At 46.5% G+C, this 24,774-nt stretch carries 30 protein-coding genes and 1 pseudogene; 18 read left to right on the top strand and 13 right to left on the bottom strand.

Features of this window, described 5'->3' with window-relative positions; translation table 11 throughout:
- Positions 1-995: 995 nt before the first annotated feature.
- The 5 genes from IPL71_RS08100 (at position 996) to IPL71_RS08080 (ending at position 4,679) form a co-directional block, all read left to right on the top strand.
- Entirely contained in the window at positions 996-1,250 is a 255-nt protein-coding gene (locus IPL71_RS08100) for a hypothetical protein (RefSeq protein ID WP_345320547.1), read from the top strand.
- Between the two features lie 284 nt (positions 1,251-1,534).
- Complete coding sequence (locus IPL71_RS08095) at positions 1,535-1,852, top strand: GNAT family N-acetyltransferase (RefSeq protein ID WP_345320545.1); 318 nt, start codon at positions 1,535-1,537, stop codon at positions 1,850-1,852.
- A gap of 507 nt (positions 1,853-2,359) precedes the next feature.
- On the top strand, positions 2,360-3,175 hold the full coding sequence (locus IPL71_RS08090) for an ATP-binding cassette domain-containing protein (RefSeq protein WP_345320543.1): 816 nt from the start codon (positions 2,360-2,362) through the stop codon (positions 3,173-3,175).
- On the top strand, positions 3,172-3,861 hold the full coding sequence (locus tag IPL71_RS08085) for an ABC transporter permease (RefSeq protein ID WP_345320541.1): 690 nt from the start codon (positions 3,172-3,174) through the stop codon (positions 3,859-3,861). Before IPL71_RS08090 ends, IPL71_RS08085 begins: the two co-directional genes overlap by 4 nt.
- Positions 3,862-4,130: 269 nt before the next feature.
- A complete protein-coding gene (locus IPL71_RS08080; protein ID WP_345320538.1) occupies positions 4,131-4,679 on the top strand; it encodes a hypothetical protein in 549 nt (182 codons plus the stop codon).
- A 68-nt stretch (positions 4,680-4,747) separates the two neighbouring features.
- On the opposite strand, the pseudogene IPL71_RS08075 reads toward IPL71_RS08080, so the two are convergent.
- Positions 4,748-5,687, bottom strand: a pseudogene (locus IPL71_RS08075) (IS110 family RNA-guided transposase).
- Positions 5,688-5,994: 307 nt separating this feature from the next.
- Between IPL71_RS08075 and IPL71_RS08070 the strand changes: the two are divergent.
- The 3 genes from IPL71_RS08070 to IPL71_RS08060 all read left to right on the top strand — a co-directional run bounded on the left by IPL71_RS08070 (position 5,995) and on the right by IPL71_RS08060 (position 8,725).
- Positions 5,995-6,726, top strand: a complete 732-nt coding sequence (locus IPL71_RS08070; RefSeq protein WP_345320534.1) for a hypothetical protein — start codon at positions 5,995-5,997, stop codon at positions 6,724-6,726.
- A gap of 296 nt (positions 6,727-7,022) precedes the next feature.
- Positions 7,023-7,823 carry a HEAT repeat domain-containing protein gene (locus IPL71_RS08065; protein ID WP_345320532.1) on the top strand — a complete coding sequence of 267 codons (801 nt, stop codon included), beginning with the start codon at positions 7,023-7,025 and terminating at the stop codon, positions 7,821-7,823.
- Positions 7,824-7,927: 104 nt separating this feature from the next.
- A complete protein-coding gene (locus tag IPL71_RS08060; protein WP_345320530.1) occupies positions 7,928-8,725 on the top strand; it encodes an APH(3') family aminoglycoside O-phosphotransferase in 798 nt (265 codons plus the stop codon).
- Between the two features lie 203 nt (positions 8,726-8,928).
- Here the strand turns inward: IPL71_RS08060 and IPL71_RS08055 are convergent, their stop codons facing one another.
- Positions 8,929-9,993, bottom strand: a complete 1,065-nt coding sequence (locus tag IPL71_RS08055; protein WP_345320528.1) for an LLM class flavin-dependent oxidoreductase — start codon at positions 9,991-9,993, stop codon at positions 8,929-8,931.
- Between the two features lie 122 nt (positions 9,994-10,115).
- Between IPL71_RS08055 and IPL71_RS08050 the strand changes: the two genes are divergently transcribed.
- On the top strand, positions 10,116-10,583 hold the full coding sequence (locus IPL71_RS08050) for a GNAT family N-acetyltransferase (RefSeq protein ID WP_345320526.1): 468 nt from the start codon (positions 10,116-10,118) through the stop codon (positions 10,581-10,583).
- A gap of 153 nt (positions 10,584-10,736) precedes the next feature.
- Here the strand turns inward: IPL71_RS08050 and ffh are convergent, their stop codons facing one another.
- Together ffh and IPL71_RS08040 are read right to left on the bottom strand one after the other, a co-directional pair.
- Positions 10,737-12,068, bottom strand: a complete 1,332-nt coding sequence (ffh, locus tag IPL71_RS08045) for a signal recognition particle protein (protein WP_345320524.1) — start codon at positions 12,066-12,068, stop codon at positions 10,737-10,739.
- Positions 12,069-12,114: 46 nt separating this feature from the next.
- Positions 12,115-12,417, bottom strand: a complete 303-nt coding sequence (locus IPL71_RS08040) for a hypothetical protein (protein WP_345320522.1) — start codon at positions 12,415-12,417, stop codon at positions 12,115-12,117.
- Between the two features lie 51 nt (positions 12,418-12,468).
- Here IPL71_RS08040 and IPL71_RS08035 point away from each other — a divergent pair, with 51 nt between their 5' ends.
- Positions 12,469-13,647 carry an MFS transporter gene (locus IPL71_RS08035; protein ID WP_345320520.1) on the top strand — a complete coding sequence of 393 codons (1,179 nt, stop codon included), beginning with the start codon at positions 12,469-12,471 and terminating at the stop codon, positions 13,645-13,647.
- 90 nt (positions 13,648-13,737) lie between these two features.
- On the opposite strand, the gene IPL71_RS08030 is transcribed toward IPL71_RS08035, so the two are convergent.
- The 3 genes from IPL71_RS08030 to IPL71_RS08020 form a co-directional block, all read right to left on the bottom strand.
- On the bottom strand, positions 13,738-14,799 hold the full coding sequence (locus tag IPL71_RS08030) for a hypothetical protein (protein WP_345320518.1): 1,062 nt from the start codon (positions 14,797-14,799) through the stop codon (positions 13,738-13,740).
- Between the two features lie 245 nt (positions 14,800-15,044).
- Positions 15,045-15,254, bottom strand: a complete 210-nt coding sequence (locus IPL71_RS08025) for a YbbN family protein (protein ID WP_345320516.1) — start codon at positions 15,252-15,254, stop codon at positions 15,045-15,047.
- Between the two features lie 15 nt (positions 15,255-15,269).
- Positions 15,270-15,584 carry a hypothetical protein gene (locus tag IPL71_RS08020; RefSeq protein WP_345320514.1) on the bottom strand — a complete coding sequence of 105 codons (315 nt, stop codon included), beginning with the start codon at positions 15,582-15,584 and terminating at the stop codon, positions 15,270-15,272.
- A 227-nt stretch (positions 15,585-15,811) separates the two neighbouring features.
- On the opposite strand from IPL71_RS08020, the gene IPL71_RS08015 reads away from it, so the two are divergent.
- The 6 genes from IPL71_RS08015 (at position 15,812) to IPL71_RS07990 (ending at position 20,797) form a co-directional block, all read left to right on the top strand.
- Positions 15,812-17,386 (top strand): aldehyde dehydrogenase family protein, encoded by a 1,575-nt coding sequence (locus IPL71_RS08015; protein ID WP_345320512.1) that lies wholly within the window; start codon positions 15,812-15,814, stop codon positions 17,384-17,386.
- Between the two features lie 64 nt (positions 17,387-17,450).
- Complete coding sequence (locus IPL71_RS08010) at positions 17,451-18,212, top strand: methyltransferase domain-containing protein (RefSeq protein WP_345320510.1); 762 nt, start codon at positions 17,451-17,453, stop codon at positions 18,210-18,212.
- Between the two features lie 39 nt (positions 18,213-18,251).
- Entirely contained in the window at positions 18,252-18,611 is a 360-nt protein-coding gene (locus IPL71_RS08005; RefSeq protein WP_345320508.1) for a hypothetical protein, read from the top strand.
- On the top strand, positions 18,524-19,426 hold the full coding sequence (locus IPL71_RS08000; protein ID WP_345320506.1) for a CoA transferase subunit A: 903 nt from the start codon (positions 18,524-18,526) through the stop codon (positions 19,424-19,426). Before IPL71_RS08005 ends, IPL71_RS08000 begins: the two co-directional genes overlap by 88 nt.
- A gap of 50 nt (positions 19,427-19,476) precedes the next feature.
- On the top strand, positions 19,477-19,878 hold the full coding sequence (locus IPL71_RS07995) for a GxxExxY protein (protein WP_345320504.1): 402 nt from the start codon (positions 19,477-19,479) through the stop codon (positions 19,876-19,878).
- A gap of 79 nt (positions 19,879-19,957) precedes the next feature.
- Positions 19,958-20,797, top strand: coding sequence for an alpha/beta fold hydrolase (locus IPL71_RS07990; protein ID WP_345320502.1), 840 nt, complete (start codon positions 19,958-19,960; stop codon positions 20,795-20,797).
- A 60-nt stretch (positions 20,798-20,857) separates the two neighbouring features.
- On the opposite strand, the gene IPL71_RS07985 is transcribed toward IPL71_RS07990, so the two are convergent.
- Both IPL71_RS07985 and IPL71_RS07980 read right to left on the bottom strand, forming a co-directional pair.
- A complete protein-coding gene (locus IPL71_RS07985; protein WP_345320500.1) occupies positions 20,858-21,580 on the bottom strand; it encodes a hypothetical protein in 723 nt (240 codons plus the stop codon).
- 4 nt (positions 21,581-21,584) lie between these two features.
- Complete coding sequence (locus IPL71_RS07980) at positions 21,585-21,851, bottom strand: hypothetical protein (protein WP_345320498.1); 267 nt, start codon at positions 21,849-21,851, stop codon at positions 21,585-21,587.
- A gap of 190 nt (positions 21,852-22,041) precedes the next feature.
- Here IPL71_RS07980 and IPL71_RS07975 point away from each other — a divergent pair, with 190 nt between their 5' ends.
- Both IPL71_RS07975 and IPL71_RS07970 read left to right on the top strand, forming a co-directional pair.
- Entirely contained in the window at positions 22,042-22,623 is a 582-nt protein-coding gene (locus IPL71_RS07975; protein ID WP_345320496.1) for a CoA-transferase subunit beta, read from the top strand.
- Entirely contained in the window at positions 22,607-22,810 is a 204-nt protein-coding gene (locus tag IPL71_RS07970) for a hypothetical protein (protein ID WP_345320494.1), read from the top strand. The genes IPL71_RS07975 and IPL71_RS07970 overlap by 17 nt, the downstream gene beginning before the upstream one ends.
- 37 nt (positions 22,811-22,847) lie before the next feature.
- On the opposite strand, the gene IPL71_RS07965 is transcribed toward IPL71_RS07970, so the two are convergent.
- Genes IPL71_RS07965 through IPL71_RS07955 form a run of 4 tightly spaced genes read right to left on the bottom strand, consistent with a single transcriptional unit; the run spans position 22,848 to position 24,741 of the window.
- Positions 22,848-23,897 carry a formylglycine-generating enzyme family protein gene (locus IPL71_RS07965; protein ID WP_345320492.1) on the bottom strand — a complete coding sequence of 350 codons (1,050 nt, stop codon included), beginning with the start codon at positions 23,895-23,897 and terminating at the stop codon, positions 22,848-22,850.
- The gene (locus IPL71_RS07960) at positions 23,855-24,124 is read right to left on the bottom strand and encodes a hypothetical protein (RefSeq protein WP_345320490.1); all 270 of its coding nucleotides are present in this window, start codon (positions 24,122-24,124) and stop codon (positions 23,855-23,857) included. The genes IPL71_RS07965 and IPL71_RS07960 overlap by 43 nt, the downstream gene beginning before the upstream one ends.
- Positions 24,063-24,194 carry a protein kinase gene (locus IPL71_RS25840; RefSeq protein ID WP_514130751.1) on the bottom strand — a complete coding sequence of 44 codons (132 nt, stop codon included), beginning with the start codon at positions 24,192-24,194 and terminating at the stop codon, positions 24,063-24,065. Before IPL71_RS25840 ends, IPL71_RS07960 begins: the two co-directional genes overlap by 62 nt.
- Positions 24,195-24,198: 4 nt before the next feature.
- On the bottom strand, positions 24,199-24,741 hold the full coding sequence (locus tag IPL71_RS07955; protein WP_345320488.1) for a serine/threonine-protein kinase: 543 nt from the start codon (positions 24,739-24,741) through the stop codon (positions 24,199-24,201).
- Positions 24,742-24,774: the final 33 nt, after the last annotated feature.

Genomic DNA, 24,774 nt, shown 5'->3' with positions numbered 1-24,774 from the left:
GCGCAAAACCCTTTCCATAAACGAGCAGAAAGTGTTAATGGCGGTTTTCATGAATTGGTCAGGGCAGTAAAAGAGGCAACGCCAGATAAAGTAATGGAATTGATTTGTCCCATGTTCGTTTTATCATGACATAAGAAACAAACTGTATCATCAAGGAAATGGCATTACTATTTCATCTGATCTAGTTAGCGCAATATGCAAAACTCTCTGTAGATTTGCTAAACAACTCCTTGATTATGACATTCCAGACATATTGAGAAAGCCTGAATTAGAAGCGGAACAGAAAGAATTGAGCAGAAAACTGGAAAATGAATTATCTTGCAGACTGAAAAGGTGCATCATAAAATCAAAAAATACTTGAAAACACAATAGAATTAGCAATGGAGAAAATAAATCCAAAAGCACTATTACCAAGTTTTGTGCGCACACTTGAAGTATCTGACCCAATGCAAGTGTATATTGCAGACATAGAGAAAATGTTTCAAATCTTCAAAACCTGTCAGGATATTACTCTTTAGCAAAACTCTACCCCACAATATGCTCAGCAACCCGAAATAGACGTAGATGAAAATGGAGATTCAATCTTTAATTATCCACCAACAGAAAAAGTAATAGCCGAAGGTAATTCGCTTATATCAAATTTAAACAGGCTAAATGAAATGATTGAACTTTGGATAAAAACGCAACCTAACAAAGCGTGCACCCGACGCTGGGGATTCTGGCGCGATTCCAAGCATTTTTCTACGCCTCAGCATTTTCCCAGTCGGACGGCGTCCCGCCGCCCGCCCCAGCGCGGGTAACGCAAACCGTTAGGCGCTTCAAAAAAAAAAAAATAGGCATAGTATCTTTCATGAATATAATCAAAATCCTTTTGTCAGTCATTTGCATGTCAATCCTAATAGGGTTTTTGATTGTGGTTGCAGTTCTCGGCACTCGCTCAAAATGAAATATGCAAATCAAATTCGTGAGGCACAAGCCAAGGTGCGTTTGCTGACATGAATGCGCCTGAAAACAAATCTCGATTTCGCCGTTTGACCATTATTCACTTTGATTGGCGGGTTGGGGACATGACCTTTTCTATTGCAATCCTCTTTGTACAAATGACAACTAAGTTTGCTAATTTTTATGGAGTTACGGTTATTACGGCAGGCACTGATTTTCGGCATGATTGGGGCAGGGCAGGTTTATTAATCGCAGAGAAGAGGTTAATCGTCGACTTTAATTCTTCTTTGATCAAGTATAACCTTTAATTACTTGTTGCCTTTATGGGTTGTGTCATTTTGGTTATTAGCAAAGATTGCTGTATGTAAAAATCTTGTTAATTGCAGTGGAGTCTTTACAGGCAAGAATCTTACGCAACCCAAAAACGCCTAACAAAGCGTGCACCTGACGCTGGGGAGTCTGCGCACATCCCAAGCAGTTTTCCACGCCTTATCATTTTTCTGGCTGGACGGCTTCGCCGTCCCCGCCCCAGCGCAGGTAACGCAAACCGTTAGGCGCTAATCAATTAAACCGCCATTACGAAAGAGACAATATGTTCACCACAAGACGAATTCAATCTGGCGAAGCAGACCTATTCAAGCAGATAAGGCTTAATTCTTTACAAAATGCGCCTTATGCTTTTCATCCACTTACGATTCGGCATTACAACGAACTGCTTGAAAGTTGGCGCGAACAAGTAGAAAGTACCGCACTCGGAATTGACAGAGCAACTTTTGTCACCTTTTCTGATAATGAGCCTGTTGGAATTGCGGCACTCTATCGCCTTGATAATCAAGCAGACGTAGGAGAAATGTTACAGGTATGGGTAGCCCCTGAATGTCGGGGAACTAGCGTTGCTTGGGAGATTTAATGAATGCCATGTTTTCAAGGGCAAATCAAACTCCTTCCGTACAGTTATAGCCCAAGTTACAAATGGAAATTCCAGAGCAATAAAGTTTTACATTAAATATGGTTTTTCTATAGTCAGCGCAGATGAATATTTAGAGCAAAATTCGGATAGTGTAATCTTGGCGAAAAAAGTTACGAAAGAATAGGCAGTAGTTATTTATGGAAATGCCTTTTTTAGCGCTAGCGAGTCTTCGGTTCAACCGCGCCTAACAAAGCGTGCACCCGACGCTGGGGATGCTGGCGCGATTCCAAGCCTTTTTTCCCCTTATCGCTTTTTCCCAGGTCGGACGGCGTCCGTCCCCGCCCCAGCGCAGGTAACGCAAACCGTTAGCCCGCACTTTGCATAACAACACCTTCAGGAAAAAATGTACACAGCCATTGAAACCAACAATCTTGTAAAACAATACGGCAAAGTTACCGCCGTTGACAATTTGTCTCTGCGCGTTACTAAAGGCGAAATATATGCTCTTTGGGACTCAACGGCGCAGGCAAAACACGACAATACGCATGTTGCTTGGCATGGTCAAGCCAACAAGCGGAGAAGCCCGCGTTGGAATCGTCAATTCACATCGGAATTAATAAGTTATGGTCGTGTAGGCTTTCTGGTGAAACTCCTAATGCGTATCCAGAACTAACTGTGCGCGAAAATATTGAAGTAATGCGACGTTTGCGCCCTGGCACAGAGCCAAAATCTGTTAGTTATGCCATTGAGCGACTAGGGCTATCGCAGTACGCAGACCAACAAGCAGGCACACTCTCATTAGGCAACAAACAAAGATTGGGACTTGCCAAAGCCCTGTTCCATAATCCCGAACTCTTGTTTCTCGATGAGCCAGCAAATGGGCTTGACCCAGCAGGCATTGTAGAAATCCGAAACCTACTCACTGAACTCGCACATGAACAAGGAGTCACTATTTTCATGTCGAGTCATATCTTGGGTGAAGTATCGCGGCTTGCGCATCGTATTGGCATTATCCATCGCGGTTGTTTGATTCAAGAACTTGATGTAGATGAACTTGAACGTAATCGGCGAAAAAGAGTACTTGTTCGTTCAAACGATATTCACGCGGCTTATCGCATACTTAGCAACGCCGAATATTCTGTTGAATTATTACCAGATGATGTTATTGAAATAAAGGGAAAAGCGGCAATTGACCATCCCGATAAAATCGCAACGCAATTGGTAAATGCTGGATATGCCCCAACAATGCTCTATGTTGAACAAGAAGACCTCGAACATTACTTCTTGCGTATGGTCGCAGTAAAAGAAGGAAAAGCACAATGAACAACCTAGTGCAAGCCATTTGGGTAGAATTTCTTAAAGCGCGTCGGTCTAAAGTGCCTTTGTTCACCGCGCTCGGATTTGCGATGATACCGCTAGGTGGCGGGTTCTTTATGATTGTCTTGAAAGACCCAGAAATGGCACGCCGCGTTGGATTAATTAGTATGAAAGCAAATTTGACGATGGGAACCGCCGATTGGAACAACTATTTTCAATTTCTCATCATGGCAGTAGGGGCTGGCGGTTTAGTTCTCTTTGGTGTCATTACCAGTTGGGTATTTGGGCGAGAGTATTCTGACCATACAATCAAAGATTTATTTGCTTTGCCAACTTCACGTTCAACTATTGTGATGAGCAAGTGCATCGTAGTGATGAGGTGGTCCTTTGCGCTGACAATAATGCTTTGCCTGCTCACTTTTTGTATTGGTACTGCGCTGAGCCTTCCCCCCAAACCCCGCAATTTTTATACAAAGTGGAATTTCTGTTGTAATTGCAGCGAGTCCAACTATTATCCTCACTACACCAATTGCATTCTCGGCAAGTGCAGGACATGGGTATTTACCACCAATAAGCACCATAATTATTGCTCTTATATTGGCGCAACTGATAAACGCTACGGGATGGGGAGAATACTTTCCTTGGTCTATTCCTGTTTTATATTCTCAGGGAGAAAGTTTGGGTTCGGTTAGTTTTATCATTATCACGCTGACTAGCGTTATTGGATTGATTTGTACACTTCTTTGGTGGGAACGTGCAGATGAAACAAATTGATCTAAAAAAGAAAAGCGGGCTAACAAAGCGTGCACCCGACGTGTGGGAGTCTGCGCGATTTAGGAGCATTTTTCTGGCTTCGGGCTTTTCCTACATCTCAAACATTGTCCACGCCCGCCCACACGCGGGTAACGCAAACCGTTAGGCACTTTGTTGTAAAACAGGCAAAAGGAATTGGATGAAGCCCATGAATATTTCTCTTCATAAAAAGATACGCCGAAATTCAATTGGAATAGCAATTTTGATTATTATAGTTATCTTTGGGTTACTTATTCTTATTCCAACTTATGCCTTAAGAGCAATCTTCGCAATTATGGCATTTACATTCGCAACAGTTTTGCCAATTCGTCAAAAAAAATTTCCCCTTTTATCTCTAATCTTTATTGTCATCGGTATCCTGTTTATATTAAGCGGCGCAATTGGCGACGCAGCAGAAAATCACACAATTTCCTCATCTGTGTCATCACAAATAGAATTCTCAAAAATTCTTCGTCCTTGGCAAGTAAGCGCAGGGTTATCGAATACAGGTATTGGTTTATGCAAATGTTGCACTTGCTTGGTTTTGGTTAAAATCCCTCAAAACGAGCCTTCGCATTCAAAAATAATTTCTTGGTTACCATTGGTGATAGTATATTCTTGGGATTTTGTTTATAATTCTTGGGGTGTATTCAACTTTGAACGGCTTGCAGGTTGTAATCAAGTAGATTATCATTATGAAAGACAATGCCGTGCCTAACAAAGGTGCAGCAACTGTCTTGAATGTCAAGGCAGTTGTTTGATTTTAGGAGTCGCCATCACATCATGTTACAGCCGAACCTCGAAAGGCTGCCCATCTCGCATCATCGCGTTCAGGATGGTTAGGAACTTTCGCATGCACGCTGTCAACGCCACCTTCTTCACCTTCCCTCTTCAATAACTGCTGATACTGCGCCTGGATCAATGGGTTATAGCGCGTCGCTACCAAAGTCGACATGTACAGCACGTTGCGCACTTCCATTCGCCCACCCTTTGTCTTTCGATACCCTCGCTTCTTGCCACTGTCCGCGTTCATCGGTGCCAAGCCCACCAAGGAAGCAATCTTCTTGCGGTCTAACTTTCCCAGTTCTGGCAGCTCTGCCAGCAAGGTCGTTGCCGTTACCCGTCCCACGCCTTTGGCGCTGCGCAGAATATCTTCCTGTTCTTGCCAGTCTTCATGTTCTTTCATGAAGCGGTCCAGTTCTTTTTCGAGCCGCTTGATCTCTTCTTTCAACATCTCAATCATCCGCTCTACAGACTCTCTCATCTCCACTGAAACCGTCCGCAAGCGGCTTTTTTCTGCTTTTAACATCTCTTCCAGCTGTCTGCGCCGCACCAACAGGGCCGATATGTATCGTTCGTTCTCGCTTTTTGCCTCGAACCGCCTCGGTTTCATCTGTTTCCCGAACTCTGCCAGGTTGAAAGCATCCAGTTTGTCCGTCTTGGCCAGTAGTCCGCTGGCTCTAGCATATTGCCTCACTCGCACTGGGTTAACCACGGCTACTGGCAACCCTGCTTCGTACAGTCCCAGCACGACTGCACGTTGGTATCCACCCGTCGCTTCCACTACGATCAGGACTGGCTTCAACACTTGCATTTTCTTAAGTAGACTTGTGATTCCTTTTTCATCATTCCCCACCTGGCTGGCTTTCTTCTCCCCCAGCACTGCGATATCTAACTTGTCTTTCGCTACATCGATCCCTACGAACTTTCCGCTACTAGTTGTCATTCCTGCCTCCGCTTTGTATAATGGAGATATGCCTGCGCTAGTATACGGTCTTCAAGACCTTGCAACTGTTCAGGCTAATGCACATAGGACATGGCGATCTTGCTGCACGACGGTCTGCTAGGACCTACCCGACATCGATCTGCCATGTCCGCTTTTTATGATACTACCCGACGCTGGGGATTCTGGCGCGATTCCAAGCATTTTTCTACGCCTCAACATTTTCCCAGTCGGACGGCGTCCCGCCGCCCGCCCCAGCGCGGGTAACGCAAACCGTTAGCCACCCACCTGCAAAACATAGGAATCATTTATGGGAAAAATAGGTTTTGGATATGGTAGCGAATGGCATTTACTTCGTCATCTTGGTTATCATCGAGAATATTTATCGCAGAATATTTTGAATGTAATTGGCGGAAATTCGGTTGAGTTTTTAGATTTTGACTTTTCCAAAGAAAATGCGCCTTTGCAAGACGATAAAGAGTTTTTAGGGCTTGAATTTATTCAAGATGAGCAGGTTCAAGAAAAATGGAAATCTTTCTGGGCGCAAACTGGCAATTCCCAAAATTGGGACGCCGTTGGTAAAATCCATTTTGATAATCGTGACGAGTGGCTTTTGGTTGAAGCAAAAGGCCACATTGGCGAAATAAACAGCGATTGTGGCGCAACCAATCCAACAAGTAAGCAAAAAATATTTACGGCATTAGAAAAGGCAAGTCAGGCTTTTGGCAATCAATCAAAGCCTGTTGAAAATTGGCTCAAGAATTATTATCAATATGCCAACCGATTAGCAGTTTTACATTTCCTAATGAATGAATGTGTTCCATTAGTCAATGTTCGTTTATTGTTCATTTACTTCTATGGTGAAAATCGAGAAAATGCTAAATGTCCACAAAACGAACAAGAATGGTTGCCAGCAATTCAAGAAATGAATCATTGGCTTGGTGTTGATAAAACTTGTGAATTGGCAAAGCGAGTTCATTATCTCTTTTTGCCAGTGAATCCTTTGGGTGGCGGTGTACGTCCCTCGTCAAAAGGTGGCTAACAAAGCGTGCAGACCTTGCAACTGTTCGGGCTCACCTGACGAACGGACACGGCGATCTTGCTGCACGACGGTCTGCTACGACCTACCTAACATCGATCTGCCGTGTCCCTTTTCATGATACTACCTGACACTGGGACGCTTCGCGTGCGCACATACCAAGCAGTTTCCTACGCTTTATCATTTTTCTGGTTGGACGGCTTCGCCGTCCTGCCCCAGCGCAGGTAACGCAAACTGTTGGGCGGGCACAAAAATGATGGCTTAAAACTCGACCTCATTAATAGGATAATTTTGGATTTATGACACTCAATCTACTAAATTGCCCAGCCTGTAATTCTCCGTTAGACGCCACCAGTATCAATTCAAACGAGCCGTTTAATTGCCTCGCTTGCGGCTCTGCTATCGTCATGACTGACTGGACTAAAACTGGTCAGATTATTTGTGTTAAGTGCAGCACAATAAATGCAAACACGAACAAGTTTTGTATTTCATGCGAGGCTGTATTACAAGCAGGTTGTCCATTTTGTTACACACAAAACAGCATTACTGCAGCTACTTGTAAGAATTGTGGTGCTAACTTACAAAGAATATGGAAACGTCAACAAATTTGGTTGAAACAACGTGAAAAGGCTGAGCTCGAGAGAAAAGAAGCCTTGCAGACACTTGCTCAAAACAGTGAAGAACATTTAACCAGGTTATTACTTCAATTGAATGAGCCTGAAAATCATCCAACTGCCATCTCAGGTATTCTTATATTTGGCAAAGACGCTGTTGAGCCCTTGATAAAATTGCTAAACAGTGAAGACCCAGATGCACGTGTCGGTGCTGCGCAAGCGTTAGGAGACATCGGGGATAAGCGAGCAATACCTGAGTTGATTAATTCTATAAACGACAGTGAAGTGTCGGTACGTTTTTGGATTGTTGACGCCCTGGGAAGACTCAAAGCAGACGAAGCTGTTTACGCCATTAGCGAGTTATTAGTGGATAAAAGTCAAAAGATTAGAAATCTTTCAAAAGACGTTTTAATTCAAATAGGGACACCTGATGCAATACGAATACTACAAGAAAAAAGCAGACGGAAATGGTGGCTTTCGCTTTAGAAACCATATAAACGACTAACACACGTTCCCAGACCTAGTGCCAGTCACACGAGCCATTCGACGGTGGTTATGCCATAAAAATTATTGTGCCAAAAAGATAAACGATGTTGAAGTTAAAACTTTCCAGGCAGTTAAGTAAAATTACCAGAAATTACCGTTTTGTAAAAGATACGGAAGGAATGTCTCCCGCTCGTGTATATAAATTAATCGGGCGTAATGAAAATTTTTATTTGAAAATATCAGACAGCCGGTATGATATGACAACTTACAATGTCGAACGCGAGAAAGATATCATGCTATGGTTAAAAGAAAAATTACCTGTTCCAGAAGTATTACACTTTGAAAAGTATGAAAGCGCAAACTTTTTACTAATGCGTGAAGTTGACGGTGTTATGGGAAGCGAAGATTACGAACAACACCGTGACCCGAAAAGGATGGTGAAAATTTACAGCGAAGGCATAAAATTTTTTCAGTCCGTCAGCACTTTGGATTGTCCTTACAATAACAACGTAGACAATCGGCTTAATGAATTAGACTATTTGTTACAAAATAAACTGGCCGATGTGAACACCGAAAACTGGGAGGACAACACGCCCTTTAGAGACCCGAATGAGTTGCATACTTTTCTAAAAACCCAAAAACCAAACGAAGAATTGGTGTTTTCTCATGGTGATTTCGGAGACAGCAATATCTTCATTAGAGAAGATAAAACAAGCGGCTTCATTGATTTAGGCAGAAGCGGCAAGGCGGATAAATGGTACGACATAGCCTTTTGTGTCCGTTCAATTCAACATGATATAGGCAACGATAAAGAATACCTCAATTTATTTTTCAGTCTGCTTGAAATTCAACCCGATTGGGATAAGATAAATTATTATATTTTGTTGGATGAGTTGTTCTGAGAAAAAGCTGCCCAATAAAGCGTGGACTGAGCTCTACATTTGCACGGCTTATAAAGGAACTCTGTTGAAGGAAAATGTACGAGAAAAAAGTTAAGAATATCTAGATATGTAATGGGGGGTTTTTCAGTATTCAAATCTTACGCCTATACATTACAGCCTGGCTTTCCAGGCTGATTTCCACATATATCCAGTGGTATCCATCTCTACCCTGAAATTTCCTTGCGTACAACGGGGGCAACTTTTGTGCCAAGCAATTCAACGGCTTTCATCATCTTGGCGTGCGGAATTGTCCCAATGCCCAATTGAATTAGAAATCGTTGGTGCCCGAATATCTTATGCTGAAATAGGATCTTTTCGATAACCTCATCAGGACTCCCGACAAAATCTGAGCCGCGCAGGGTGCGGGATTTTTCAAATTGCTGACGGGTCATGCCGGACCAGCCGCGCTCACGCCCGATCTTGTTCATCATCTGCTGAAACGAGGGGAAGTAATCATCGGCGGCTTGCATGGAATCATCTGCAATAAAACCATGAGAATTGATACTGACTTCAAGTTTGGCGGGGTCATGCCCGGCGCGTTCGGCGGTTTCGCGATACAAAGCAACCAGCGGTGCAAATTGTTCGGGCATACCACCGATGATCGCAATCGCCAGCGGAAGTCCCAACTTACCGGCGCGGATGACAGACTCGGGCGTGCCGCCCACCGCGATCCAGACCGGCATTTTTTCCTGATGCGGGCGCGGATAAACGCCCTGCTCAAACAAAGCAGGACGATGCTTTCCAGACCAGGTCACGATCTCAGATTCACGCAATCGCAAAAGCAATTCAAGTTTTTCAGAGAATAATTCGTTGTAGTCATTCAAGTCATAGCCGAAGAGCGGAAATGATTCAATAAAGGAACCGCGCCCCGCCATGATCTCAGCCCGGCCTTTGGACAATAGATCGAGGGTGGCGAAATCTTGAAAGACACGCACGGGGTCATCGGAGCTTAGAACGGTCACAGCGGTACTCAGCCGAATGGACTTTGTCCGCGCGGCGGCGGCAGCCAGAATGGTGACCGGCGAAGACGAAATAAAATCGGGGCGGTGATGTTCGCCAAGAGCAAAGGCATCCAGGCCAACCTGATCGGCCAGTTCGATGGTCTCCATCAGGTTGCTCATGCGCTGGGTCGGGTCGAGCAACTGTCCCGTAGTGGGATCCGGAGTTAATTCCACGAAGGAATAAATGCCAACTTCAAAAGGTTTCTTATTTTTAATGGAATCTGTCATATTAATTTTCCTTTAATGTAGTAATCCATCAGACGATGCGTTCCCCGTAAAACATACAAGCGCGCCGTCATGTAAAATTAGCTGATTGAGAATCTGCGCAAGTCCAATTTACGGAGAAACTTATGACGAAAAATAATGTTACATTACGCGCTGTGGCCGAAGCAGATCTGCCGATATTCTACGAGCAGCAATTAGTTCCAGAAGCAACACAAATGGCCGCCTTTCCATCCAGACCGCGGGAGGCATTTATGGCACATTGGTCAAAGATCATGGTTAATAAAAATGGAATCATAAAAACCATTCTCTTTGACGGGCATGTAGCTGGCAATATTTTGAGCTGGGAACAATCCGATAAATGGGAAATTGGGTATTGGCTCGGAAAAGAATTCTGGGGTAAAGGCATCGCGACAAAGGCACTTGCAGAATTCTTAGATATTGTAAAAATACGTCCGCTGTTTGCGCATGTTGTAAAACATAATATCGGGTCTCAGCGAGTATTGCAGAAATGCGGATTCGTTATTGCAGGCGAAGATAAGTTTACAGAAGAAAACGGCACGGAGACCGAAGAATTCCTTTTGAAACTTATATAACTATCTCCCCACCCAAAGTTTTGGACGCTGTAACGCCGCGAAAACCGGAGCGTGTTAAAAAGTGGACTGCGCATCAACAGCACAATCCACTTTTTATTTCATCATCTAAAAAAGCACAACCATCAAACCGGCAACTATCCACTGCTCAACGAATTAGCCAAACAGTTTTCCCATTCCCTTGCCGCCTGTCTTTTGGAACATCTTCATCATCTTCTGCGCTTCGCGGAATTGCTTGATGAGACGGTTCACATCCTGCACATCCATGCCGCAGCCGGCAGCGATGCGCCTTCTGCGCGAGGCATTCAAAATATCAGGGTCGCGGCGTTCTTTCAAAGTCATTGAGTAAATGATGGCTTCAGATTGTTTGAATGAACTTTCAACAAGGGCCGGGTCAATGCCACGGGCGGCCTGTCCCATTTGACCTGGGAGCATTTCCATAATTTGAGAGAGCGGACCCATCTTCTTCATTTGTTTCATTTGATCGAGCCAATCCTCCAAAGAGAATTGTCCCTTCATCATTTTTTGCGCCTGCTTGGCTTGCTTTTCCATGTCCTGCTCGCCATAGGCAGCTTCGGCTTTTTCGATCAGGCCGATCATATCGCCCATGCCCAAAATGCGGGAAGACAAACGCGAGGGATCATACGTTTCAAGCGCGTCGAGTTTTTCACCGGTACCGATAAATTTGATCGGGATGCCCGTCACTGAGCGGATCGAGATCGCAGCGCCGCCGCGTGAGTCACCGTCCATTTTGGTGAGGATGAGGCCTGTTAAATTAATGGCCTCTTTGAAACCTTGCGCGATGTTCAAGGCTTCCTGACCGATCATGGAATCGACTACGAGCAGGATATCGATCGGGTTGACGTTCGCAGCGATGGCTTTTAACTCACCCATCAGCTCCGCATCCAACTGCGACCGGCCGGCTGTATCCACGATCACCAGACTGAATCCACCCTTTTCAGCTTTATCGAGAGCACGCTTCGCAAGCTGCGGCGGAGTCAGTGTCGGGTCAGTTTCAACTTCAACATCGAGGCGTTCGCCGAGTTGCTGCAATTGTTTTACAGCGGCGGGACGATACGGGTCACCAGCCACCAGCAGAATGCGCTCGCCTTTTGCTTTCATCAGTCGTGCAAGTTTGCCGGAGGCGGTTGTTTTACCAGCGCCCTGCAAACCGACCATCATAATGACACGCGGTTTCGGGCCGGTGAGATTTAATCCAACGGGTTCGCCGAGCGATGCGATCAATTCGTCGTTGACTATTTTGATCACTTGCTGGCCGGGATTTAATGCCTTCGATACTTCTGAGCCCACGGCGCGTTCACGCACACGGGCGATGAAAGTTTTGACCACGCTAAAATGCACATCGGCTTCGAGCAGTGCGAGGCGCACTTCACGCATGGCGGCATCAACATCCGCTTCAGAGAGTTTGCCGCGGCGGCGTAATCCGTCAAAGATCGTGTTGAGTCTTCCAGTGAGGGTTTCAAACATGAGTTAAATGCTCCAGCATGGATAATGCTTATTAAGTAGGATCAGGTTAGGGTGCGAAGGATGCGAGTTCTTCATCCAGATTGTCCGCACAGGCGCCAATGATAGCACGCCCATCCGATTGAGACAATAACAATTTCTTTACATTGCAGCCGAAACTACTTATACTGCCTTGTGTTGTCTCTATAATAACCAATTTCAGGCTTGGAGGATGTATGGCAAAAGACACAGCAATGATGAACGATAGAAAAGAGATCTTCGGCTGGGCGATGTACGACTGGGCAAATTCAGCCTTCAGCACGACAATTGGCACGGTATTTTTAGGGCCATATGTGGCTTCATTGGCGCGCACAGCGGCAGAAGCAGCAGGTACGGATACCGTTTCATTTTTTGGGAATCCCTGTTGCGCCCGGATTCCTTCCTGCCTTACTGTATTTCATTTTCTGTGGGTATGCAGGTTTTGTTCCTGCCCATTCTCGGCGCGATCGCGGATTATTCTCATATGCGCAAAACCATGATGCAAATTTTTGCGACCATCGGCGCAGTGGCAACGATCTTGATGTTCCTCGTCACCGGCGGATTATGGTGGCTGGGCGGCGTGCTGTTTGTTGTCGCCAATCTTGCTTTTGGTGCGGCGATGGTTTTCTACAATGCCTATCTGCCTGATATTGCAAGTGAAGATGAAAGAGACCGCGTTTCTTCGTATGGCTGGGCGATGGGTTACATGGGCGGCGGAATTTTACTGGCGCTTAATCTGGCCTTCTTCACGTTCAGCGAAGACCTGGGCATACCCGGCGATCTGGCTGTGCGCATCAACCTTGCTTCTGCGGGTATCTGGTGGCTTGGATTTTCCTTCCTGACATGGAGCCGCCTACGCCCGCGTCATGCGGCGCGTCAACTGCCTGCCGGGGATACGTATGTCAGCATTGGTTTTAAGCAGCTGCGTAAGACCATCAGTGAAGTGAAGCATTTCCCTGAGACTTTGAAATTCCTGATCGCTTACTTTTTATATAACGATGGAATCCAGACAGTGATCGCCGTGGCTTCGACATTTGCCGCCGCGCCTCTGATTCAGGGCGGGCTGGAACTTGAACAATCAACATTGATCGCCGTTATTTTGATGATCCAATTCGTGGCGTTCTTTGGAGCTTTATTTTGGGGCAAACTTGCCGGCTGGATCGGCGCGAAGCAGTCAGTGGTTGTGAGCCTTGTGATCTGGGCCGGCGTGGTGATCTATGCCTACGGCGGATTAAAAGGTCCGACCGCAACTGCGCAGTTCTTTATACTTGGAATTTTCATTGCACTGGTAATGGGCGGTTCGCAAGCCATCAGCCGAAGTTTGTTCGCACAGATGATCCCGAACGGCAAGGAAGCAGAGTTCTTCTCTTTCTATGAGATCAGCGAACGCGGCACCTCATGGATCGGACCTTTGGTTTTCGGTCTCGCGAATCAAATGTTCGGCAATTTACGCATTGCACTCCTTTCGTTGATCTTCTTCTTCGTGATGGGATTGATCCTGCTTCCGTTTGTGAATGTGACCAAGGCCATTACAGATGCGAGAAATTACGACGGGAATGCATGAGAAGTGATGAGTAATAAGTAATAAGTAATAAGTAAAAAGTGGAAGTAAAAAGTTAGTAGTGAACAGAAAAATGACCCCCGAAATTCAGGTTTAGGGCCAAGTCCTTTGGGGTGCTTTATGTTTCTTTTTGAAGATGAACATCGGGGGCATTTTGAATCTTTGCACACGGTCACTGGACCAGGGTGCCTGGGGAGCCATGACCAGTTTGCAAAGTACCAGCAAGACCCGGTCATAGTTGACTCGCCAGCCGGCAAAATCAAGCCACGCTTTTTCACGGTCCGCTTTCAATGGCACACCCGCCACTTCCAATTTGGATAATAACTCGTCAAACTCTTCACGCGTAATGCTGATCGGGTCGTTTGGATAATTTGGATTCTGCGGATTAGGAATATCAAAATAATCAGCGATGCGCCGCAAGGCAAGGTACCCGGCGCGAATACTTAATGAGGCCGAGACATCGGCAGGAATATCCACAGCTGATACCGTGATGGCGGCGGCGTCTAACACTGCACCTGCAGCAGTGATCCACGAGTTATCAGAGCGCGGTGAGCGGAAGAAAACCAGCGCGGGCAAAGTGGTGTGACTCTCTTCGATATCTGCAAACCATATTTCCCATGTTTTCCAATACTCATTGAGTTTGTCCAAACCGTGAATGCGATTAAACCGCAGGAGCATTTCCAACGCAGACGGCGGATTCCCGGCGCGCACTTCCAACATACTGACAGCCTGTTCGCGCCGTGAAAAGGCGGCGTACATGGTCGGCAAATAAGCCATCAACAAAGCTACCAGAATTAATCCGATCAAGGCTTCTGAAAAAGACAGTATGGTCACAAAGGGATTCTCAGAAGTGGCAAAACCAAGCGTCAGCAGGGATGAACCGCTGTAGCGGATGTCGGCGAACCAGTCCCCTACGTCCAGCGACCAATACATGGCAGCGTATCCCAACATAATGAGCGCGTACCAAACAGGCACAAGCATGATCAAACTGATCGGTGAATAATAGGCCATGATCTGATCGCGCTGTTCATACGTATTCGTGAAGCGCAGAATAAATTCAAAGATGCGGCGCATGAGACCGAACACCACCCGATTCAACTGACTGCGCGCGGCGCGGGTCAATACGAAGGTGGAAAGCGCCGAAAAAATGGTCATGACCACAATGACAAGTCCAAAGATAAAAACTGAAATTTTAATGAAGATTTCTATAGGCGGCGATTATAAATGAAGGAATACAAAATAGACCACTTGCATAAGTAAAACGTAATAAACCACAAAGTCACAAAGGCACTAAGTCGCTAAGTTTTCGACTGTGCCTTTTTGGAAAAAAACAACCTTTGTAAGAGATCAAAAAACTGCCCATCTTTTCGATGGGCAGTTTTGGTTACTGCAAGTATTGATTAAAGGTGCTTCTTAATTGATCTTCTGATGTAGAAGCCGATAAATTTCATCAGGACGTTCCCATCTCCATCCAGCAGATATAGCTCAGGCTGATATGCAAACCCAAGCGTTCGTTGAAATGAGTCTGTATTTGGATCGTCAGCATCAAGATAGGAGAACTTGACCTTGCCAGAATATTCCGCTTCAAGCCCATGAACCATGGGCGCCATTGCGCGGCAGGTACTTCAGGTAAAGCGGAAAAACTCAATCAGTTGCAACTGTCCCGAAGCCAAACTGACTGTGGTCGGGTCGGTGGCCTCAAGGTTGGGGCCGCGAGAAGTGGCAACCGCCTGAACGGGTGCAGCTTCTGTCGCTGTAGGTACAACCGAATCCACAGGCGCAGAGGTGGCAGGGGCAGCCTCTTGTGCAGGAGCATCTGTCGGTACTACCGGGGCGCTGGTCGCTGCTGGAGCGCAGGCAGATATTGCAAAAACAGCAATCAGGCTCACAGCGGCGTATTGAGCACGTCGAAGTGTCCAGAAGGTGAAGCGGGATTTCATCTTTTTCTCCTTATAAAAATATGGAATACAAAGCATTGAAGAAATGATAGTCTGTTTTTGCTTATTCTTACAGATTCTCACTAAACTCTAACAAGGAAGTACGTCATATCAAAAAACAGCCGCTTTACTTTGACGGTTGTGAAATCCTACGCTATACTGGGTTAAGTCAGTAGTTTCACAGGACAACCATTCAACTACAAAACTTTGTAACTACCAAGGAGACTCCCATGTCAGATTTCAAACTTACATATGCCACCATGTTTAATCCACCCGAAGAGCTTCACGTCGGCTTTGATAAAGCCGTGGAAAAACTCAAGCAAAATATGGGCAAGGAACATGGCATGTTTATCAACGGCAAAGAAGTGCTGGCCGACGATAAATTTGACGACCACTCTCCGGTCAACACAGATTGGGTGTTGGCAAAGATGCAAAAAGGCAATGCGAAACATGCCCAGGATGCAATGGAAGCGGCACGCAAGGCGTTTCCAGGTTGGAGCCGCACTCCATGGCAAAAACGGGTAGAAATCATCCGCAAAGGCGCTTCCTTAATTGAACAACGCATTTTTGAATTAGGCGCGGCCATGGCAATGGAAGTCGGCAAGAACCGCATGGAATCTTTGGGCGATGTGCAGGAAACCGCCGACCTTATTTATTATTCATGCTACCAAATGGAAAAGAACAACGGCTACGTGGTTGAGATGGGCAAAGATCCGCTGGTTGGCTACGACGCCAGCAACGTATCCGTCCTTCGTCCTTATGGCGTATGGCTGGTTGTTTCTCCATTCAACTTCCCCTTCGCTCTCACCGGCGGCCCCATGGGCGCAGCACTGGTTGCAGGCAACACAGTAGTCATCAAACCCGCCACAGACACAGCGTGGATCGTACGCCTCTTAATCGATTGTTTCCGTGATGCAGGCATTCCCGACGGCGTACTAAACTTCGTCACCGGCCCCGGCTCCACGCTCGGTCAGGCACTTGTCGACAGCCCCGAAGTGGACGGCGTAACCTTCACCGGTTCCTTCGGCGTTGGCATGAAAATGTTCCAGGACTACGGCAAACGCAATTATGTCCGCCCGATCATTTTGGAACTTGGCGGAAAAAACCCCGTTATCGTCTCAAAGAATGCGGATTTGGAACGCGCCACCATCGGAATTATCCGCTCGGCCTTTGGTTTACAGGGACAAAAATGCTCCGCCGCTTCTCGCGTACTGGTAGCTGATTCTGTTTACGATGACCTGGTCGGCCGTTTGAAAGACGCTGCCTCAAAATTAGTCCTCGGCGATCCCACAGATCGCAACACCTACAACGGCCCTGTCGTCAACAATTCATCCTACACTGATTTCAAGAACTTCTGCGCAGAGATCAGCCAGGGTGGCGGCAAATTCCTGATCGGCGGTAAAGTGAAGACCGGCGGCATGTTTGATAAAGGCTACTACTGCGAAAATACCTTCGTCACCGACCTGCCCTTCAGTCATCGCTTATGGAAGGAAGAAATGTTCCTGCCCATTACCACCATCGGCAAAGTCAGCAGCATGGACGAAGCCATGGCAATCGCCAACGATGTCAACTACGGCCTCACCGCTGGTTTCTACGGCTCCCCCGAAGAAACTGACTGGTTCTTCGATCATATCGAAGCGGGCGTCACCTACGCCAACCGTCCACAGGGCGCCACCACCGGCGCATGGCCCGGCTTCCAACCCTTCGGCGGCTGGAAAGGCTCCGGCTCCAGCGGCAAGAACGCGGGCGGCCATTACTATCTCCCGCTTTATATGCACGAGCAGATCCGCACCCTTGTAAAATAACACTACGTTTAACACTGCTGCCCCTTTCTCTTTTTTGAGAAAGGGGCAAATTTTAAAGGTAATCATGTCTTGGAATCCAAAACAATATCATAAATTTCAGTCGGAACGTTCCGCGCCATTCCATGATCTGTTGAAACTTGTAGAAATCCGCCCGCAGCTCAAGGTAGTTGATCTTGGTTGCGGCACAGGCGAATTAACCCGCATACTGACAGACACCCTGCCAAACAGTGACGTAACCGGACTAGACTCGTCATTACAAATGCTGGACGCTGCGCGAGCCGCTCCCCACGCAGCCCCCAACCTGCGATTTGAACAGGGAGATTTATCCACACTGGCAGGCTCCTGGGACCTCATCTTCAGCAATGCCGCCATTCAATGGTGTGAAGATCACGAAAAATTAATTCCTTATTTATTTTCAAGGCTTAACCCTGGCGGACAATTATGTGTGCAAATTCCATCAAACCATAATCATATTTCACATCTACTCATCCGCGAAACGGCAAAAGAAGCTCCATTCAATAAAATCGTGAATGGGTTTGAACGCATATCTCCTGTTCAATCCATTGATCAATACACAAAAATATTGTTTGAAGAAAACGCCAAAGACATCATCGTCTTTGAAAAAATATATCCGCACATATTGCAAAATTCAGACGCAGTGATCGAATGGATATCCGGCACAGCGCTTGTCCCCTATTTTGAAAGGCTTGGAGAACATAAATCTGAATTTCTTGAAGTACTTGGTAGAAAGATGAAAAAAGCATTACCGGAAAGCCCTTTACTATATCCGTTCCGCAGAATATTATTCTCAGCTATAAAACCATAAACCTGTACAAGATACAGACGATGTCGGAGATTTTCACAAATGGACTCTGAAGATCCCTTAATTTTTCGTGTGGGAATGTTCTTCTATGTTATTGGCGGAGGCGCATTTGTTCTCTTTGTTGCCTCAGACCTCGCCGAACAGACGGATTTTGACTATCTATTCGTAGCAATTGTCATAATCGGCATTGGCTGGGCCTTTCGGCGCGGCATGACCCCTCCCCCTTCCGCCGGACGTTTTGCCTGGCTAAAGACAAAGATCGAATCAGCCAGAAAGAAAAAAGAAACCAAAATAGAGGCTAAGGAAAAAATAACATGTCAAAACTTATTTCACTCAAGCAGGCAATTTCTGAATACGTCAACGATGGCGATGTGGTCTATGCAGCAGGCTTCACCCACCTGATTCCCTTTGCAGCCGGGCACGAGATCATTCGTCAGGGAAAAAAGAATCTCACTCTCGCCCGCGCCACTCCCGATCTCATTTACGATCAAATGGTCGCAGCGGGATGCGCGAAGAAAGTTATCTTTTCCTACATGGGAAACCCCGGTGTTGGTTCACTGCGCATCGTACGCGCCGCACTCGAAAAAGGCGAACTCGAATGGGAGGAATATTCCCACTTTGGCATGATCACCCGCCTGCAAGCAGGTGCGGCCGGCCTGCCCTTCCTGCCTATGAATCAAACCGGCGCCACCAGCCTTGAACAATCGAATCCGCTCATCAAACGCATCCCCGATCCCTATGGCGGCAAGGATGTGATCGTTGTGCCAGCCTTGAATCCTGATGTGGCTATTGTCCACGTGCAGCGCGCTGACAAGAACGGCAACGCCCATTTGTGGGGCATCATCGGTGAGCAAAAGGAAGCCGCGTTCGCTGCGCAAAAAGTCATCCTCACAGCAGAAGAAATCGTCGACGAATCAGTTATCAGGTCCGACCCGAACCGCACCATGATCCCCGCGAATATTGTTGATGCCGTGTGTCATGTCCCATACGCGAGTCATCCATCTTATTCACAGGGTTATTATGACCGCGACAATGAGTTCTATCTGGCGTGGGATAAGATCAGCGAGTCACAAGAGTCAGTCAAAGCGTATCTCGATGAGTGGGTATACGGCGTGGAAGACCGCGCAGCGTATTGGGAAAAACTCGGCGCAAAGACTCACGACCGGCTCAAAGTGGAAGCGCAATACAGCGAGAAAATAAATTACGGAAAATATTAAGTCCACGAATTCTCGCGAATAAGACGCGAATTTTAGAACCGTGAGGTGTTATGGCTGATCTGCTATTTAAAGATGAGGTCTATTCGATCATTGGCGCAGCAATGGATGTTTACAATGACTTAGGTCCCGGCTTTTTGGAAAACGTATATCAGGAACCCATGGAAATGGAAGCGGAGGAAAGAAAAATACCCTTCAAAGCACAACACCAGATCATTGTAAAGTACAAGGGAAAGCCTTTAAAGAAATTCTATATTGCAGATTTGATGTGTTATGAAAAAATAATCGTCGAGATAAAAGCTGCAAATGGTTTAACTTTAAGAGAAGAAGGCCAATTATTAAATTACCTGAAAGCAACAGGAATACAGGTTGGCGTGCTTATCAATTTTGGGCGCTACCCAAGCCTCGAATGGAAACGCCTTGTTCTAACCAAGGGAAATTCCTCTACTCTTTAAGCGCAAAAACTGCGCGAAGGGCAGCATATCCATCAAACAAAAATTAGCGATGATTAGCGAAAATTAGCGGACAAAAAAAATGAATATTCCAAACTTCGATTATGGCGGCGAGGGAACGCCGCTGCATTTTCTTCACGCCAACGGCTACCCGCCTGAATGCTATAAACCGTTGCTTGAATTATTAAAAACTCAACATCATGTTTTCGGGATGAAACTCCGCCCGCTTTGGGATGACGCAACCATCAAAGACATTGATGACTGGCATCCACTTTCGGATGACTTGCTGCGCTTCCTCTCTACGGGCGGGCTTGCTCCAGCGATAGGAGTGGGTCATTCCATCGGAGGCATTGTCACCCTGCGGGCCGCGTTACGTGACCCTGGAAAATTTCGCGCATTGGTTTTATTTGATCCCGTGCTCTTCGTGCCATCATTCTTATTGATGTGGAATTTAATCCGCATGGTGGGGCTGGGAAACAAAGTACACCCCAAGATCGCGGGCGCACTCAAACGCCGCCGCACCTTCGACAATTTGGAAATGGTCTTTCGTGGATACCGTTCGCGTGATGTCTTTAAATACATGAGCGATGAAAGTTTGCGCGCATACATTTCTGGCATCACAAAACAAAGACCTGGCGGCGGATTCGAGTTGATCTACTCTCCAGAGTGGGAATCTCACATTTATTTAACCGGACTGCGCGACTTTGATTTGTGGCGTGAACTGCCAAAACTAAAAATCCCAACGCTCATCATCCGCGGTGCAGAAACAGATACTTTTCTGGAAAACGCAGCAAATCTTGTAAAAAAGAAAAATCCAAAAATACAGATCGAAACATTGGAAAAATCAACGCACATTCTGCCGCTGGAACATCCGCAGGAAGTTTTTAATCTCACGCAAACCTTTCTCGCAGGAGTTGGATAATATAACAAAATTGCCCTCGAAAAAAACTTCGAGGGCAGTTTATTCCTGCACAATTTAGAGCTAACGAGTTGGCTTACAACGCTGCGGTTCCTGACCCGTGCCAGTAAACCCAAAGGCTTCACGACAGACATTGTCCACAGCATATAAAGACTTGAGTGGATAAAACTCTTCACTCTTTTCAGGTGAGCCTGCCTGCTCCTCTGAAAAACGATCCACATAATCCAGGTCGGCGTAGCTCTTTAAGCCGCCATCAGCAAGTACGCCATAAATAAAACGTGTGCCGGCAAAGCCCACTTTAAAAGCGAATTGAACCGTTGCCCTGTTTCCAGCATTTACACGCACCCAGGCCAGATCAGGGTCCGTGTCATTCTCGCCGCGACCGCCATCAAAAATAACGGTATCGTATCCATTGCCGGGCAGCGGACCATCTGATTTTTCTGCAGAGAGTCCGCCGGTATCGCGGTCGGTATCTTCAACGATCTGCACATTATCGGGTGACCAGTTAACATTGTACGGCGGACGGGCTGCAATAATGTAATCACCGTAGCCATCTGCATTAATATCCAATTCAACTGCATAATTAAGACCAAGGGAATTGTTTGGATTCGTCCCCACCAATTCAATGGAAATATAATAAAACTTTTCATCGTAAGCCAGGTTGTAACTGACGATATCCAGATCAGATACATAAGTCATATCCTGTAAGAACGGACGCTCAAAAAGATTGGCTTTATAAGAATCCCCATAAGGCGCACGTCCCTCAGCGGCGGTATCGACAGACACAACATCATTGATCAATTTGCCTGGTTTTATATTGGTCAGGAACCAGTGAATGCGTGATCTCCTGCGTGGGTGTAGGCAATTCAACCGTTGGAGAAGGAACAACTGTCGCAGTAGCCTGATCCGCCTGTACGGCTGGCGTTGATGTGACGGGGGCGTCTGCTGTAATGGAAGGCTCTCCTTCGGGCTTCACCGCAACGCCGGGCATATTGCAGGCTAACATAACAAATATAAGCACCATACTCAATGTAACAATGGATTTTCTCTTTTTCATGGGGTCTCTCTCCTCGCGGTCAATTATCCTTCCTTTTGAATTTCTTATCAATAGGATTTCAGGGGCAAAGTAAACAAAACATTATCGTCTACTCTTATCTCTCCCTTGCCAGACAGGCAATCTTCAGGCACAATAGTACAGTTCGTGCATGTTTATTTTTGCCCATACAAACCCGAATACCCGAGGAAAAATGGAATATTCTTCAGCAGAGTTGATGATCATTAATGCCGCACGCCTATTGCGTGATGGCGATGTTGTATTCGTTGGAGTTGGTCAGCCCAATCTGGCCTGTAACCTTGCCAAGCGCACACATGCGCCAAATTTAGTAATGATCTACGAAGCGGGTGTAATTGGCGCAGAACCTGCGCGCCTGCCGCTTTCAATTGGCGACCCCACCCTCGTCAGCGGCTCGCTTTCGGTGGTAAGCATGTATGATATTTTTGCAAACTATCTCCAACGCGGAAATGTGGACGTGGGCTTTATGGGCGGCGCACAAATTGACAAATACGGAAACATAAATGCGACGGTGATCGGCGGATACGAACATCCCAAAGTACGCCTGCCTGGATCTGGCGGCTCACAAGAGATCGCCGCTTGGGCAAACCGTTGTTACATCATGACTCCACATCAGAAACGCCGCTTCCCGGAAAAAGTGGAATTTATGACGTCCGCTGGATTCATTGGAGGCAAAGGTGACCGTGAAAATGCCGGTTTGCGCGGTAAAAGGCATGGCCGGCGTGGTGACCGATATTGGCATGTTGGAACCAGATGAAACCGGCGAAATGATATTGACTGCTTTACATCCCGGCAAGACTGTGGAAGAAGCCAAAACCAACACCGGTTGGAATTTAAAAATTGCCGCACAAGTGAGAGTGACAGAACTTGTAACGGAGAAAGAATTGCAAATTCTACGAGACGAACTTGACCCAACTGGAATTTATCTAAAGAGTGCTGCATAAATAAAAAAGCGGAGTTTTGAAAACTCCGCTTTTTATTTTACTTTGTCACTGCGCAGCGAATGCCAACGTAGGCCCCTGCATATGCCGGGTCCAGTTTCAGACGCGTATCTGTGCGGACATTGCCGCCGTTGCCGCCAAATGTATTCCATGAACCGCCGCGCGCAATACGCTCACCCGCAGTCTTTAGATCCTCGCGCCCATCTATGGCGCTGTATGGATAAAGATCATATAAAGTACTCGTCCACTCCCATACATTACCAGACATGCCAAATACGCCGTAAATACTTTGCCCCTTCTCGTGCTGATCCACCGGGGATGTATCACCGACACAGCCGGGAATATTGGCATAGCTGCAATCAAGTGTATTTCCGACCCAGGGATAAAGCCGTTTATCGGTGCCGCGTGCGGCTTTTTCCCACTCCGCTTCGGTAGGAAGGCGCGCACCTCTCCATTCACAATATGTTTTTGCCATCTTCCAGTCTACATATAGTACGGGATAATTTGCAAATACTGGGTTGCCATAGTAAGTAGACCTCGTGGAGGAATTAGTTCGCTGCGGCTTTCTGCACTCTACGGCATAAACACAGGCATCATACATTTCATTTGTAACTTCATATTTATCAATATAGAAGGCGCCCAGATCAACCACATTCGCAGGCCGTGACCCAACGTCACCACTATCATCGCTGCCCATTGAAAATTCTCCAGCGGGGATCAGCCGCATGAGTACATTTTTATTATCTTTTATCTCAAGCGGGATCTGTGTTTCAGTCGGCAGGACAGGTATTTCTGTGACGAGGCTTGTTGGTTCAGGTGTTTCTGTGGGGAGAGTCTCCAAAGGTGCTGGGGAAGAAGTCTCCTGCTGGGTAGCTGTTGGTTCTGCAGAAAATAGCCCGGAATTGGATTTCAGGAAAAATATCCACCAAAGATTACCAAAAGGCCAAGCACGCCGAACGCTCCCAAAACGACAGGTAATGTCTTTTCTGGCGAGCAGGTTGAAGGTCAGCAGGTGAAGCGTTATCTCGATTCGGTCTACTTTGCCGGTCATTTGTTCACGCAGACGTTCTGTCTTGACAGACGAGGCCAAACATCCTTGCCCGCCTGTAAATTTTCCAACTCAGCAATGAAGGCGCGCATATCTGCATAGCGATTGGCTGGCTCTTTAGCGAGGACTTTAAGCAAAACCGATTCTACATTTTGCGGCAAATTTGGAATATAGAATTTGGGAAGCGGCAAGGCTTCGGTGGCTTGCTTAAGCAAAACACCTGCCGGGGTATCTGGCCGTATATGGCCTGTGACCCGTGACCATTTCATACAGAACAACGCCGAGGGAGTACAGATCAGATTGTGCTGTGGCTTCGCCTGTCCATTGTTCGGGAGCCATATAATCAGGCGTACCCAACCCTGTGCCGGAGCTGGTTAAGTGTGGAGTCTTTTTCCTTATCTCCAAACAGTTTCACCAGCCCAAAATCTGTTAACATGGGCTGGCCTTTTTCTGTCATTAACACATTGGAGGGTTTTACATCCCGATTAATAATATTTCGATCATGCACATATTCCAAAGCATGTGCGATGGGAAGGATTAATTGTATTGCATCGCGCCAGGGGATTGGAGATCCAAGGCGTTCCTTAAGTGTGCCCCCCGGTAAATAGACCATCACCAAATACGGCGAGCCTTCAAACTCTCCATAGTCAATCACGCCAACGATATTGGGATGTGACAGCCTGCCGAGTGATTTGGCTTCCCGCTCAAATCGTTTGAGCAGCATTTCCATATCGTCCTGCGGAAAAGCATCACGGCGGATCACCTTTATCGCCACCTCGCGCTCAAGGCGTGTATCATACGCTTTATACACGGTGGCCATACCGCCCTCACCGAGTAATTCCAGAATTTCATATCTTCCAAAACTTTGACCGATCAGCCCTGCCATAATACATTCCTTGTGAATAAAGTAACTTTTTAG

The organism is Candidatus Villigracilis proximus, from assembly GCF_016717045.1.
GTDB classification, from domain to species: domain Bacteria; phylum Chloroflexota; class Anaerolineae; order Anaerolineales; family Villigracilaceae; genus Villigracilis; species Villigracilis proximus.
Note: the sequence above shows the minus strand (reverse complement) of the source record. Positions and strands in the feature narration are given on the sequence as shown.